Below are 13,427 nucleotides of genomic sequence, written 5' to 3'. Positions count from 1 at the left end.
GGCGGGGCCTCAGCGTCCCGCCCGCTCCGGGGCCGACGGGGCCGTCAGGTCGATCAGGCGGCAGACCGTCTCGATGTCGATCTTCACCTGGGCGATCGAGGCGCGGCCCGACAGCCAGGTGATGAGGGCCGAGTGCCAGGTGTGCTCGATGACGCGGACGGCCGACAGCTGGGCCGGGGTCGGCTGCTCGGTGCCCATCGCGTCCAGGATGATCGCCGTCGTCAGACGGGAGACCGTGTCCACCTCGGGGCTCACGCCGCGGTCCGCGAAGGTCAGCGCCCTGACCATCGCGTCGGCGAGCTGCGGCTCGCGCTGGAGGGCGCGGAAGGCGCGCATCAGGGTCTCCGCGACCCGTTCCGCCGGGGCCGCGCCCGCCGGGGGGTGCTTCCGCAGGGTGGTGTGCATGTGCTGGAGCTGGTCCTGCATGGTCGCGACGAGCAGGTGGATCTTGGAGGGGAAGTAGCGGTAGAGGGTGCCGAGGGCGACCCCGGCCGCCTCCGCCACCTCCCGCATCTGCACCGCGTCGAAGCCGCCCCGGGCGGCGAGCCGGGCGCTGGCGTCCAGGATGCGGCGGCGGCGCGCCTCCTGTCGCTCCGTCAGGGGCGGTGTGGCGGAGGGGCGGTGGTCCGCTCTGCTCTCTGCGGTCATCGGGGTCCCGTTCCGTGCGGTGGGAAGCCGCCAGTATGGCGGAGGACGGCCGTGGCGCGAACCTCTGCGGCCGGGTGGTGCGAATCACCTGTTCCGGCGCTCGCACCGGAGCTACCTGCCGGTAGATTCGGTGCCTCCCGGAGGGATCGACGAGGCGCCGACGAGGTGTCGACGGGGCATCGACGAGACGCCGGGAGCGATCAACTCTGCAACTTGTTCTACATTAGCGCGAGCGGTTACGCTCGCGCGAAACGCACGCTCGAAGGGGGTCGCGCATGACCGCTGAGGCCATAGAGGCAAGCCCCCGGCAGGGCGTCACCGGCTCCGGTGACCGTCCGTTGCGGATCGCTCTCCTCACGTACAAGGGCAACCCCTTCTGCGGGGGCCAGGGCGTCTACGTCCGGCACCTCTCCCGGGAGCTGGCCCGCCTGGGCCACACCGTCGAGGTCTTCGGCTCGCAGCCCTACCCGGTCCTCGACGAGGGCGTGCCGCTCAGCGAGATCGCCAGCCTCGACCTCTACCGCCAGCCCGACCCCTTCCGCACGCCGAAGCGCGAGGAGTACCGGGACTGGATCGACGCCCTGGAGGTCGCCACCATGTGGACCGGCGGCTTCCCCGAGCCGCTGACCTTCTCCCTGCGGGCCCGCCGCACGCTCGCCGCCCGCCGCGGCGACTTCGACGTGATCCACGACAACCAGACCCTCGGGTACGGACTCCTCGGCGGCCCCCGCGCGCTCGGCGCTCCACTTGTCACCACGATCCACCACCCCATCACCGTCGACCGGCGGCTCGAACTCGACGCCGCCGCCGACTGGAAGCGCCGCGCCTCCGTCCGCCGCTGGTACGGCTTCACCCGCATGCAGAAGCGCGTCGCCCGCCGCCTGCCGTCCGTCCTCACCGTCTCCGGCACCTCCCGCGACGAGATCGTCGAGCACCTCGGCGTCCGCGAGGACCGCATCCGGGTCGTCCACATCGGCGCCGACACCGAACTGTGGTCTCCGGACCCCTCCGTCGCCGAGGTCCCCGGCCGGATCGTCACCACCTCCAGCGCCGACGTCCCTCTCAAGGGCCTGGTCTTCCTGATCGAGGCGCTGGCCAAGCTCCGTACCGAGCAGTCCGACGCGCACCTCGTCGTCGTCGGCAAGCGCGCCGAGGACGGACCCGTCGCCCAGGCCATCGAGCGGTACGGGCTCGAAGGCGCCGTCCAGTTCGTCAAGGGCATCAGCGACGCGGAGCTCGTCGACCTGTACCGGTCCGCGCAGGTCGCCTGCGTCCCCTCCCTGTACGAGGGCTTCTCGCTGCCCGCTGCGGAGGGGATGGCGACCGGTACGCCGCTGGTCGCCACGACCGGGGGCGCGATCCCGGAGGTCGCCGGGGCCGACGGCGAGACGTGCCTCGCGGTGCCGACCGGTGACGCGGGCGCGTTGGCCGCGGCGCTCGGGCGGGTGCTGGGTGACGCCGAGCTGCGGGCGCGGCTCGGTGCGGCGGGGCGGGCGCGGGTCCTCGACCGGTTCACCTGGGCGCGGGCCGCGCAGGGCACCGCCGACCTCTACCGGGAGGCCGTGGCCCGTCGGGCCGCCGCCCGCCGCTGACCGCGGCCCCCCCGCATCCCCCCACGTACCACCACCGCACCACCCGAACCCCCGCCACTCGGAAGGGCAGACCCCGTGCTGACCGTCGACTTCACCCGCTTCCCGCTCGCCCCCGGCGACCGCGTGCTCGATCTGGGCTGCGGCGCGGGCCGGCACGCCTTCGAGTGCTACCGGCGCGGCGCCCAGGTCGTGGCGCTCGACCAGAACGGCGAGGAGATCCGCGAGGTCGCCAAGTGGTTCGCCGCCATGAAGGAGGCCGGCGAGGCCCCGGCCGGCGCGACCGCCACCGCGATGGAGGGCGACGCGCTCAACCTGCCCTTCCCCGACGAGTCCTTCGACGTCGTCATCATCTCCGAGGTCATGGAGCACATCCCGGACGACAAGGGCGTCCTCGCCGAGATGGTCCGCGTCCTCAAGCCCGGCGGCCGGATCGCGATCACTGTGCCCCGCTACGGCCCCGAGAAGGTCTGCTGGGCGCTCTCCGACGCGTACCACGAGGTCGAGGGCGGCCACATCCGCATCTACAAGGCGGACGAACTCCTCGCCAAGATCCGCCAGGCCGGTCTCCGCCCGTACGGCACCCACCACGCGCACGCCCTGCACTCGCCGTACTGGTGGCTGAAGTGCGCCTTCGGCGTCGACAACGACAAGGCGCTGCCGGTCCGCGCGTACCACAAGCTCCTGGTCTGGGACATCATGAAGAAGCCCGCCCTGACCCGGGTCGCCGAGCAGCTGCTCAACCCGGTCGTCGGCAAGAGCTTCGTCGCCTACGCCACCAAGCCGCACCTCCCGAAGGCGGAGGCGTGAGCCCCGAGCGGATCGCGGAACACCTGGTCCTGCCCGGCGTCCTCACCGCCGAGGAGGCCGCCGGCACCGTCGCCGGCATCCTCGCCGCCCAGCGCGAGGACGGCGCCATCCCCTGGTTCCGTGGCCACCACCTCGACCCCTGGGACCACACCGAGGCCGCCATGGCCCTGGACGCGGCCGGCGAGCACGAGGCCGCCGCCCGCGCCTACGCCTGGCTCGCCCGGCACCAGAACGGTGACGGCTCCTGGTACGCGGCCTACCACGACGGCGACCCGGACGACGTCACCGACCGCGGCAAGGAGTCCAACTTCACCGCGTACATAGCCGTCGGCGTCTGGCACCACTACCTGTCGACCGGCGACGACGCCTTCCTCGACCGGATGTGGCCGGTCGTCTACGCGGCGGTCGAGTTCGTCCTCCGGCTCCAGCAGCCCGGCGGCCAGATCGGCTGGAAGCGCGAGCCCGACGGCACCCCCGTCACCGACGCGCTCCTGACCGGCTCCTCCTCGATCCACCACGCCCTGCGCTGCGCCCTCGCGCTCGCCGAGGCCCGCGAGGAACCGCAGCCGGACTGGGAGCTGGCCGCCGGGGCCCTCGCCCACGCGATCCGCCGCCACCCCGAGCGCTTCCTCGACAAGTCCCGCTACTCGATGGACTGGTACTACCCGGTCCTCGGCGGCGCCGTCACCGGCGCCGAGGCGAAGGCCCGGCTCGACGAGCGCTGGGACGACTTCGTCGTCCCCGGCCTCGGCGTCCGCTGCGTCGTCCCCAACCCGTGGGTCACCGGCGGCGAGAGCTGCGAACTCGCCCTCGCCCTCTGGGCGGTGGGCGAGTCCGACCGGGCCCTCGCGATCCTCAAGGCCATCGGCCACCTGCGGGCCGCCGACGGCCTGTACTGGACGGGGTACGTGTACGAGGGCGAGGACGGCCACGAACCGGCGGTCTGGCCCGAGGAGCGGACCACCTGGACGGCCGGCTCCCTCCTCCTCGCGGTCGCGGCCCTCGGCGGCGAACAGGCCACCGTCGCCGTCTTCGGCGGCGAGACCCTGCCGACGGGCCTGGACCCGGACTGCTGCGGGGAACGAAGCGGGAAGTGACACACCCGGACGGGCCGCCCGGATGGCGGCCCGTACGCCCCCGGGCGAGGCTGGCGCCATCCGGCTCCGCCCCAGGAGGTCCCGCCGTGCCGAGAACCGTGTCCCGCGGCGTCGCCGCGCTGCTGCTGTCCTGCGCCCTGCTGCTCACCACCGCCGCCTGCGGCGCCGACACCACCCAGACGGTGAGCGCCGCCGCCACCCCCACCCCGTCGGCGTCGGCCACCTTCGAGAAGCAGAAGCTCGCGAAGACCCGCTTCGTCGCGAACGCGGGACTCGCCGCCGGGGCCGCCTACCAGTGGATCGTGAAGCCGTACAGGGCGGGCACGTTCAAGAAGGGCGCCGACGGCCGCACCTTCGCCCTGGTCAAGGCGGGCCTCGCGGGCGCCTTCACCTACAACCGGCTGAAGGCCGCGGTGAGGAACGCCGAGGGCGACCCCCTCCTCTCCAAGGCGGTCGCCCCGCTCTCCGCCGGCATCGAGTCCCTCAAGGACCTCGGTACGAAGCTCCGCAAGGGCGAGGTGGACGCCGCGGACGTCGGCGGCCTGGAGGGCGTCATCACCGGCGTCAAGGACGCCGGCAGGTCCGCGGGCGCCGAGGTCGTCGACAAGGTCCCGTCGGCCTCCCAGCTCAGCGGCGGCTGAGCGTCATGCGGCGGCAGGATCGGCGAACTCCGCCAGCGTCCGCAGCGTCTCCAGGTCAGGGGCCGTGACCAGCAGTTCCGTCACCGGGCCCGTACGCCACTGCTGGAGCCGTTCCGCGATCCGCTCCCTGGGGCCGACCAGGGAGATCTCGTCGGCGAAGGCGTCGGGGACGGCGAGGACGGCCTCCTCACGGCGGCCCTCGGTGAAGAGGCCCTGGATGTGCCGGGCTTCGGCCTCGTAGCCCATGCGGGCCATGAGGTCGGCGTGGAAGTTGCGGGTGGTGTGGCCCATGCCGCCGATGTAGAAGCCGAGCATCGCCTTGACCGGCAGGAGGCCCTTGGCCACGTCGTCGCAGACCTGGGCGCGGACCATGGGGGCGACGCGGAAGCCGGTGGGGAGGCGGTCCGGGAGGGCGTACACCTCGCGCCAGCGGGTGGGGGACCAGTAGAGGGGGAGCCAGCCGTCGGCGATCCGGAGCGTCTGCGCGATGTTCCTCGGGCCCTCGGCGCCCAGCAGGATCGGGAGGTCGGGGCGGAGGGGGTGGGTGATCGGCTTGAGGGGTTTGCCCAGGCCGGTGCCGTCCTCGCCCGCGTACGGGAAGGAGTGGTGGCGGCCCTCCAGGCGCACCGGGGCCTCGCGGCGGAGGACCTGCCGGATCACGTCCACGTACTCGCGGGTGGCGGTCAGGGGGGAGCGGGGGAAGGGGCGGCCGTACCAGCCCTCCACCACCTGCGGGCCCGAGAGGCCCAGGCCGAGGCGCATCCGGCCGCCCGACAGGTGGTCGAGGGTGAGGGCGTGCATCGCCGTCGCCGTGGGGGTGCGGGCCGCCATCTGGGCCACGGCCGTGCCCAGGCCGATGCGGCTGGTGTGCGCGGCGATCCAGGTGAGGGTGGTGAAGGCGTCCGAGCCCCAGGCCTCCGCCGTCCACACCGAGTCGTAGCCGAGCCGCTCCGCCTCGCGCGCGAGCTCCAGATGGGCGGGGGAGGGGCCGCGGCCCCAGTAGCCGAGCGCGAGTCCCAGGCGCATGGCCCGGCCCCTTTCTGATGGGTGGTCAGGTCAGGTTCCGGGACTGTACGCCAGTGGCCCCCCGACCGGAAGGCTTCCGGCCGGGGGGCCACGGGGTGGTACGGGGTGGGCGGGTCAGCCGCGCTGGATGCCCGAGGTGTCCTGGAGGAGACCGCGGCGGCCGTCCTGCGTCTGCGCGATCAGCGCCTGGCCGCGCTGCTCCACGGCCAGGTACCAGGTGCCGGGGGCCAGCTCGGCGATCTGCGCGCCGGAGCCGTCCTCCGCGTGCAGTGGACGGGCCACCGGCACGGCGAACCAGAACGGCGAGAAGTCCGACGGCGCCTGCGCCTGCGGCTCCGGCTGGGGAGCCGGCTGCGGGGTGGGCTGCGGCTGGCCGTACTGCTGGCCGCCCTGCGAGGCGTCCTGCGGCGCCGGGTACGGCTGCGGGTGCTGCTGGGCGCCCGGGTAGCCGTAACCGCCGGGAACGCCGCCGGGGGCACCGCCGGGAACGCCCTGCTGGCCGGGCTGCGGGTTGTACGGCTGCGGGGCCGCCGGGCGCGGGGCGCCCACGAGCGGGGCCTTCAGGGCGGGGACCATCGGGCCGGCCACCGCGGCGGCGGCCAGGACGAGGGCGGCGATCAGGCCGAGGATCAGGCCGGCGCCGGCGTCGTTCGACTCGAAGATCCACATCAGCAGGGTCCACGCCGAGGCGACGGTGAAGGCCGCGCCGACCTGGCCGAGCTCAAGGCCCGCGATCTTCCGCTGCTGAGGCAGACCGTGCGAGACGACGACGAGCGCCGCACCGGCGATGCCGAGGAAGAAGGTGCCCCAGCCGAGCTGGGAGAGCTCCCAGGCGTTCGGGAGGTCGATCCTGTCGCAGACCGACGCGGAGGCGTCACAGCCGGCGATGTCGAGGAACGAGGCGATGAACAGCACCACCGCAGCGCCGATCAGCACGCCATCGCCTCGGGTGAGGGAGCGGATATTCACGTAAGAAGTCCTTCGTCGGGTCGTCGTCGCGTCGGGCAGGCGCCGGTTCGTGGCACGGGGGCGGCCCCATCGTACGGAGCGAATCTATCGCCCGCGGGTTCTACCCCTGGAGGTAGGTCACGATGCCGTCGGCGATGCCCTGCGCCGCCTTCTGCCGCCACGCCCCGGACGTCAGCAGTGCGGCGTCCTTCGGATCACGCATATTGCCGCATTCGACGAAGACCTTGGGCACGGTCGAGAGATTGAGCCCGCCGAGATCGGAACGGACGTCCAACCCGGTACCGTCACCGAGGTAGTTGGCGGGTGCCGTGCCGGTCGCCCGGCCGAAGGCGGCGGCGATGCGCTCGCCGAGCGTACGCGAAGGGGCCACGATGGGGCCGGTGTCGGCGGACCCCTTCTTCACCTTCGTGGGTACGATCACGTGGAAGCCGCGGTTCCCCTGTGCGGAGCCGTCCGCGTGCACGGAGACCACCGCGTCGGCCTCCGCCCCGTTCCCGGTCCTGGCCCGCTCGTCGATGCAGGGCCCGTACGGCCGGTCCGCGTCGTGCGTCAGGACGACGGTGGCGCCGCGCGCCTCCAGGAGGTCCCGCAGCCGGTGCGAGACGTCGAGAGTGAACGCCGCCTCCGTGTACGCGGCCTTCCCGCCGGACGCGTTCGTCGAGGTGCCGGTGGTGTCGCACTCCTTGAGGCCGGTCCCGATGTCGACCTTCTGGTTGATCTCCCGCGTGTGCCGGAAGTTCCCCGGGTTGTGCCCGGGGTCGACGACGATCGTGCGCCCCGCGAGCGGCTGAGCATCGGGGGTCGGGCTGGGGGCCGGAGCGGCGGGCGTCGTCGTGGTGGCGGTGGCCGCCGGGGCCGGGCCCCGGGCGCCCTGCGCAGCCTCGGAGGAGGCACCGCAGCCCGCGAGCGCGGCGGAGCAGAGGAGGGCGGCGAGAGCGGCGGGCAGGCGGCGGGTCACGGGGCTCCTGTGGTCGTACGGCACCCCGCGACTCTAGGGCTTCCCGCGTCCGGAACCACGGACCGGTGGGGCAGGTCACGGTTCGGGTGTCCACAGGGGCAATCCGGTGGACGCGTGTGCGCGCCCCGGGAAGGGTATGGGGGAGAGACGGCGGTGGCGGTGGCTGTCACCGCGCCTGGACCACGAGGGGGAAACCGTGGCGGGGGAAGACCCGAACGACGCGCGCCCGCAGGACGCGCCCGAGGTGGACCTCGGCAAGGGGGAGGGCCCGGCCCGCCCCTCCGACGAGACGATGACGATGAGGGGCGGCGGCGGTGCGAGCGGGGGTACGGGCTCCGCCGACGGCGGGCACGGCGGCTCCGGCGGTGGTACGGACGCCACGCCCACGGGCTCCTTCAGGCTGCCCGCCCCCGGCCCCGCCCCCTGGGAGGCCCCGCAGAACGGCGGCTCCCACGGCGCCACGGAATCCGCGAGCCCGACGACCGGCTCCGCGAGCCAGACCGGTCCCACCACCCCCGCCTCCGGCTTCGGCCCGCCCCCCGGCGGCTACGGCGGCCCGGCGCCCGGCCCGTACCCGGGGCAGTACCCCGCACCCCCCACCGCCCCCGGCTGGGCCGGCACCGGGACCCTCCCGCCGCCACCCCCCGCCCCGCCGGCCTACGGCCCCGGCGGCGCGGGAGGCGGCGCACCGGGCGAGGCACGGCCGCTCCAGGCCGTCCTCGTCGCACTGCTGAACCTCTCCTGCCTCGGGCTCGGTTACGTCCTCCTCCGCCACTGGATCGGCGCGGCCCTCTGCTGGGCCGCCACCGCCGCCCTGCTGCTGCTCGCGCTCCCGGCGGACGCGGACGGCGTGCCCCAGGGCGTCCTCATCGGGTACGGCGCCTTCCTGCTGGCCGCCGCGGCCGACGGGGCCCGGCGGGGCCTGCGCGCCCGCCTCTCCTTCGGCGCCACGGTGCGCCGCCTGGCGCTGCCGCTCGCCGTCGTGCTGCTCGCCGCGCCCGTCGGCGGCGCCGTCGCGTACGGCGCGGCCCACGCGGACGCCCGCGAGGAGGCCCGCCAGCAGGCGCTCCTCGCCCGGCTCGCCGCCGCCGACGCGCTGGTGACCGCGCACAAGGGCGAGGCGTTCGCCGCTTCCGAGGGGGACTACGTCAAGGCGCTGGAGGAGTACGACGACCTTGGTACGAAGCACGGCGACTCGCGCGCCGGGAAGCTCGTGCCGGACCGGCTCGACGCGTACTACAAGGCGGTCGCGGCGCCGTACGCGAGCAAGAGCTACTGCGAGGCGCTGGCCCCCCTCAAGCACCTGAAGGGCCTCACCTCCCTCGTCGACAAGGACCTCCTCGGCGAGCGCCCGGCCGGAGTCGAGGAGCCGCTGGCCCACTCGCTGTACGAGTGCGGCGCCGAGGCCCTCGACGGGGACTCCTCACCGACCGCCGAGGGCCACTTCGGCGAGCTCGCCAATCTCTTCCCCGGGTCGCCGTACACCGCGAAGGTCCGCCCGGCCGTCCGGGACGCGGTCCGCACCCGCGTCGGCTCGCTCACCGACTCCGGCGACGACCACTGCGCCACCACGGAGGAGCTGCGCTCCCTGCGGACCACCGCCGACTCGCTGCGCACGCTGAAGCTGACGGAGGTGCGGACGGAGGCGGACCGGGGCGTCCGGAAGGGCGTGTTCGCCTGCGGAACCCAGCAGTTCGGGAACGAGCAGTTCACCAAGGCCGCCGCGACCATGGAGAAGTACGCCAAGGACTACCCGGACAGCGACCAGGCCGCCCACGCCCGCTCCATCGCGATCGCCGCGCAGATCGCCGACAAGGAGCCGGAGGCCGGGAAGAAGCTGCCCCCGGCGAAGGCGCCCGGCGGCGCCCGCATGACCATGGTGATCAGCAACGACGCCCCGGACGAGGTCGAGCTCCTCTACACGGGCCCGGTCACCGGCAAGATCACCCTGAGGCCCTGCGGCGACTGCCGCACCTACGACCGCGTCGAGACCGTCCTGCGGGGCTTCAAGCCCTGCTCCGGGGCGTCCTCGAAGTACCCGAAGGCGACCGTCCAGCTGCCCGCCGGCACGTACCACCTGCTCCAGAAGCGGGCCGGGTCGGGCTTCGCCACGGCCGGCGACACCAAGACCAGCAAGGCGAAGATCGAGCCCGGCTACAGCTACACCAACTGCCTCTACGTGACCAAGGGCCTCTACTGACAGCGCCCCCGGGCCGTCCTCAGTCCGCGAAGACGATCCGGTCCACGGCGGCGGCCACCAGCGCCTCGCGCTCCTCCTCGGAGAAGACCTCGGGGAGGGTCAGCTGCTCGACGATCAGCCAGTTCAGGGTGAGGATCAGCAGCTTGACGGCGGTGGCGTCGCCGGGGAGCCCGGACGCCTCGTGGAAGGTCGTGTTCTGCTCGACGTCGGCCCGTACCCGCTCGGTGAGGATCGAGCGGAGCGCGGGCCGGCGCGTTGCCTCCAGGCGCAGTTCGAGCAGCGCGAGGTAGCCGGTGCGGAAGGCGGAGACCCGCCCGACCAGCTCCCGCATGAGCCGGGTGTACGTCTCCTTGTCGTGCGGCGCGGTCCTGGTGCCCTCCAGGGTGGCCTCGTCGGGCTGGAGCCGCTCGTAGACCCGGGCGCCGGCCTGGGTGAGGAGGTCGTCCCGGTTGGCGAAGTAGTTGGAGGCGGTCCCGGTCGGCACCCCGGCCTCGCCGTCCACCGCCCGGAAGGTCAGCCCCCGGGCACCCTCCCGGGCCAGCACCTCGATCGCCGCGTCCACGAGCGCGGCACGCCGCTCGTCGTTCCGTCTCGCCACAGCGGTCACTCCATTCGTAGTACTACGCCCGGACCCCTTTGCGCAGCCTACTCCGACGGGCGGTGCGGTCAGGGTCAGGCGGAGACCCGGCGCAGCACCCGCAGCGAGTCCGTGACCGAGACCTCCTCGAAGTCGCCGGACTCCAGGGCGCGCAGGTAGATCCGGTACGGCGCCTGGCCGCCGTCCGCCGGGTCGGGGAAGACGTCGTGGATCACAAGGAGACCCCCGGGGGCGACCTTGGGGGCCCAGCCCTCGTAGTCGTTGGTCGCGTGCTCGTCCGTGTGCCCGCCGTCGACGAAGACGAGCCCCAGCTCACCGCCCCACACCTTCGCGACCTGCGGGCTCCGCCCGACCACCGCGATCACGTGCTCCTCCAGGCCCGCCTTCCGCAGCGTCCGCCGGAAGGTCGGCAGCGTGTCCATCACGCCGACCTCCGGGTCCACCACGGTCGGGTCGTGGTACTCCCACCCCGGCTGCTGCTCCTCGCTCCCCCGGTGGTGGTCCACGGTCACCGCCACCGTCCCCGCCCGCCGCGCCGCGTCGGCGAGCAGGATCGTCGAGCGCCCGCAGTACGTGCCCACCTCAAGCAGCGGCAGCCCCAGCTTCCCGGCCTCGGCCGCCGCCGCGTACAGCGCCAGGCCCTCCCCGGCGGGCATGAACCCCTTCGCGGCCTCGAAGGCGGCGAGGATCTCGGGAGTGGGCTCGGGCGTGGCGGACATGGCGCTCTCCTACTGGCGGGTAGTACGTCGGTGCGGGCGCCCATCGTGCCCTACGCGTCGCACTCGAACCACACCGTCTTCCCGTCCCGCCGCTCCTCCACCCCCCACCGGTCCGTCACGCCCTCCACGACCGCGAGCCCCCGCCCGCCCTCCGCCGCCGGGTCCGGCACCTTCGCGTGGAGAGCACAGACCACCCCGTCCGCCACCTCCACCCGCAGCCCGTACGGCTCCCGCAGGAACAGCACCGAGCACCGCCGCCCCGGCACGTGCCGTACGACGTTCGCGACGAGCTCGGTGAGCGCGAGGCCGCCCGCGTCGGACAGGTGACCGAGTTCCCAACGCGTGAGGAACATGCGCAGGATGTGCCGCATGTGGCGGGCGGAGTGCTCACCGACAGTGAAGCCCATGCGGTAGCTGGCCCCAAGTTCTGCGGGATGCAGGTCTGTTGCTTCATTCATGTCCCCAGGGTGGGCGGCTTTCGTTACGCTCGGCTACGGCCTGAACACAACGCCTGCGTGCGTCTGCTTGGGGGTGACCTCGTCATGGTCAACATCCGCAGCCTCGATCCCAGCGCCTCGCCGCTGGACTACTACGGCGCCGAACTCCGCCGACTGAGAGAGGAGGCAGGGCTCAGCCAGGCGCAGCTCGGGGACCTCCTCTTCTGCACCGGCTCGCTCGTCGGCCAGATCGAGACGGCGAGAAAGGTCCCGACCAGGGAGTTCTCGGAGCGGGTCGACGCGGCGCTGATGACGGGCGGGCTCTTCTCGCGGCTGATCGGGCTGGTGCTGAAGAGCCAACTGCCGTCGTGGTTCAGGCCGTACGCGGACCTGGAGGCGAAGGCGACGTACATCTACTCCTTCCAGGCGCAGCTGATCGACGGCTTGCTCCAGACGGAGGGCTATGCCCGCGCCGTCCTGAGCGCCAGGTTCGAGAGTGACCTCGACGGCTTGGTCGCTGCCCGCATGGAACGCCAGCGGATCCTGGACCGCGAACACCCGCCCCTGCTCTGGGTCGTCATGAGCGAGGCGGTGCTGCGCCAGGAGGTCGGTGGCCGGGAAGTCATGCGAGAGCAACTGGCCCACTTGTTGAGGTTGCAGGAGCGCGAGTGGGTGAAGATCCAGATCCTCCCCTTCAAGGTCGGCGCACACGGGGGGCAGATGGGCTCCTTCAATCTCCTCCGCTTCGACGACGACCCCGACCTCGTCTACACCGAGGACTTCGTCCAAGGCCATATGACCGTGGATCCAGCCGCGTTCAAGGACGGGTCACTCCGTTACGATCACCTGCGAGCGGCCGCTCTCTCGGTGGAGGATTCGTCCGCGCTGATCACCCGCGTCTTGGAGGAGCACTATGGAGACCAACCGGAGCCTGGCGGGAGCGCGCTGGCGTAAGTCCTCGTACAGCGGCGACACCGGCGGGCAGTGCATCGAGTGCGCCCCCCTTGGCACAGCCACCTGGCAGAAGTCCTCGTACAGCGCCGACAACGGTGGCCAGTGCATCGAGGTCGCCGACCTCACCGCCCACATCGCCGTCCGCGACTCCAAGAACCCCGAAGGCCCCGCCTTCCTCACCACCGCCGCCGCCTTCACGGCCTTCGTGAGCGCCGCCGCCGAGGGGCGCATCGGTCGCTGACCGCGATGGCGACCCTCATAGGAATGGTGATCCTCGCCCTCGTCCTGCCGACGTGGGCGGGGATCACGTACGTGGGGCTGCTACGGGCCCGGCAGAAGAGCGCCGGACTTCTTCCTTCGGCCTACCTCCGCCTCCGTCGCTCGCCCGCGCAGAAGGCCGCCTGGGTCGCGGTGTTCGCGTGCCTCCTCGGCGGGGCCCTGCACCTCTACGGCCTCTCGTACCTCCCGTTCCTCTTCCCCGAGGACGCCTGCTGGTTCAACGCGGGGCGCAAGATCACGCCCGACTCCAGCAGTGCGCTGCCCGTGAGCCTGGTGTGCGGGGGTGAGGAGATCGTCCCGTGGTGGGTGAACCCGGGGCTGCTCGTCCTCGCGGTGGTCGCGGTCGGCGCGACGGTCGCCGCGATCGCTCTCCGGCGTCGGTAGAGGCCGGGCGCTGCCCGTACTCCGTCACCGCTTCAACTGTCCCCGTTTGAACGGCATTCGCTCCTCCATCCCGGGATGCGAGGGCGCAACCGAAGGCGGACGATGAAGTGGTCAGAAG

At 73.0% G+C, this 13,427-nt stretch carries 15 protein-coding genes; 8 read left to right on the top strand and 7 right to left on the bottom strand.

What is annotated here, in order from left to right; translation table 11 throughout:
- Nucleotides 1-9 precede the first annotated feature (9 nt).
- Complete coding sequence (locus QK442_RS02125) at nt 10-648, bottom strand: TetR family transcriptional regulator (protein WP_282692004.1); 639 nt, start codon at nt 646-648, stop codon at nt 10-12.
- 275 nt (nt 649-923) lie between these two features.
- On the opposite strand from QK442_RS02125, the gene QK442_RS02120 reads away from it, so the two are divergent.
- From QK442_RS02120 to QK442_RS02105, 4 genes are all read left to right on the top strand, one after another.
- The gene (locus QK442_RS02120) at nt 924-2,240 is read left to right on the top strand and encodes a glycosyltransferase family 4 protein (protein ID WP_282692003.1); all 1,317 of its coding nucleotides are present in this window, start codon (nt 924-926) and stop codon (nt 2,238-2,240) included.
- 75 nt (nt 2,241-2,315) lie between these two features.
- Nucleotides 2,316-3,047 carry a class I SAM-dependent methyltransferase gene (locus QK442_RS02115; protein WP_137989547.1) on the top strand — a complete coding sequence of 244 codons (732 nt, stop codon included), beginning with the start codon at nt 2,316-2,318 and terminating at the stop codon, nt 3,045-3,047.
- A complete protein-coding gene (locus QK442_RS02110; protein ID WP_282692002.1) occupies nt 3,044-4,144 on the top strand; it encodes a prenyltransferase in 1,101 nt (366 codons plus the stop codon). The genes QK442_RS02115 and QK442_RS02110 overlap by 4 nt, the downstream gene beginning before the upstream one ends.
- Nucleotides 4,145-4,230: 86 nt before the next feature.
- The gene (locus QK442_RS02105; RefSeq protein ID WP_282692001.1) at nt 4,231-4,785 is read left to right on the top strand and encodes a hypothetical protein; all 555 of its coding nucleotides are present in this window, start codon (nt 4,231-4,233) and stop codon (nt 4,783-4,785) included.
- 3 nt (nt 4,786-4,788) lie between these two features.
- On the opposite strand, the gene QK442_RS02100 is transcribed toward QK442_RS02105, so the two are convergent.
- From QK442_RS02100 to QK442_RS02090, 3 genes are all read right to left on the bottom strand, one after another.
- Complete coding sequence (locus QK442_RS02100; RefSeq protein ID WP_282692000.1) at nt 4,789-5,811, bottom strand: LLM class F420-dependent oxidoreductase; 1,023 nt, start codon at nt 5,809-5,811, stop codon at nt 4,789-4,791.
- 114 nt (nt 5,812-5,925) lie between these two features.
- Nucleotides 5,926-6,780 carry a DUF5336 domain-containing protein gene (locus QK442_RS02095; RefSeq protein WP_282691999.1) on the bottom strand — a complete coding sequence of 285 codons (855 nt, stop codon included), beginning with the start codon at nt 6,778-6,780 and terminating at the stop codon, nt 5,926-5,928.
- Nucleotides 6,781-6,880: 100 nt separating this feature from the next.
- A complete protein-coding gene (locus tag QK442_RS02090; protein ID WP_282691998.1) occupies nt 6,881-7,762 on the bottom strand; it encodes an N-acetylmuramoyl-L-alanine amidase in 882 nt (293 codons plus the stop codon).
- Between the two features lie 172 nt (nt 7,763-7,934).
- Between QK442_RS02090 and QK442_RS02085 the strand changes: the two genes are divergently transcribed.
- Nucleotides 7,935-9,938: a hypothetical protein gene (locus QK442_RS02085; RefSeq protein ID WP_282691997.1), complete on the top strand. Its 2,004-nt coding sequence runs from the start codon at nt 7,935-7,937 to the stop codon at nt 9,936-9,938.
- Nucleotides 9,939-9,957: 19 nt separating this feature from the next.
- Here QK442_RS02085 and QK442_RS02080 read toward each other — a convergent pair whose 3' ends face one another.
- From QK442_RS02080 to QK442_RS02070, 3 genes are all read right to left on the bottom strand, one after another.
- Nucleotides 9,958-10,536 (bottom strand): TetR/AcrR family transcriptional regulator, encoded by a 579-nt coding sequence (locus tag QK442_RS02080; RefSeq protein WP_282691996.1) that lies wholly within the window; start codon nt 10,534-10,536, stop codon nt 9,958-9,960.
- A gap of 74 nt (nt 10,537-10,610) precedes the next feature.
- The gene (locus QK442_RS02075) at nt 10,611-11,255 is read right to left on the bottom strand and encodes a class I SAM-dependent methyltransferase (protein WP_282691995.1); all 645 of its coding nucleotides are present in this window, start codon (nt 11,253-11,255) and stop codon (nt 10,611-10,613) included.
- A gap of 50 nt (nt 11,256-11,305) precedes the next feature.
- Nucleotides 11,306-11,713, bottom strand: a complete 408-nt coding sequence (locus tag QK442_RS02070; RefSeq protein ID WP_282691994.1) for an ATP-binding protein — start codon at nt 11,711-11,713, stop codon at nt 11,306-11,308.
- 84 nt (nt 11,714-11,797) lie between these two features.
- Here QK442_RS02070 and QK442_RS02065 point away from each other — a divergent pair, with 84 nt between their 5' ends.
- The 3 genes from QK442_RS02065 to QK442_RS02055 are packed head-to-tail and all read left to right on the top strand — an operon-like array spanning nt 11,798 to nt 13,309.
- A complete protein-coding gene (locus QK442_RS02065; RefSeq protein ID WP_282691993.1) occupies nt 11,798-12,646 on the top strand; it encodes a helix-turn-helix transcriptional regulator in 849 nt (282 codons plus the stop codon).
- The gene (locus QK442_RS02060; protein WP_282691992.1) at nt 12,606-12,887 is read left to right on the top strand and encodes a DUF397 domain-containing protein; all 282 of its coding nucleotides are present in this window, start codon (nt 12,606-12,608) and stop codon (nt 12,885-12,887) included. Before QK442_RS02065 ends, QK442_RS02060 begins: the two co-directional genes overlap by 41 nt.
- A 5-nt stretch (nt 12,888-12,892) precedes the next feature.
- The gene (locus QK442_RS02055) at nt 12,893-13,309 is read left to right on the top strand and encodes a hypothetical protein (RefSeq protein ID WP_282691991.1); all 417 of its coding nucleotides are present in this window, start codon (nt 12,893-12,895) and stop codon (nt 13,307-13,309) included.
- Nucleotides 13,310-13,427: the final 118 nt, after the last annotated feature.

It is taken from the genome of Streptomyces sp. CC208A, assembly GCF_030010625.1.
Classification (GTDB): domain Bacteria; phylum Actinomycetota; class Actinomycetes; order Streptomycetales; family Streptomycetaceae; genus Streptomyces.
The sequence above is the reverse complement of the archived record's forward strand: the minus strand, read 5'-3'. Positions and strand labels throughout refer to the sequence as shown.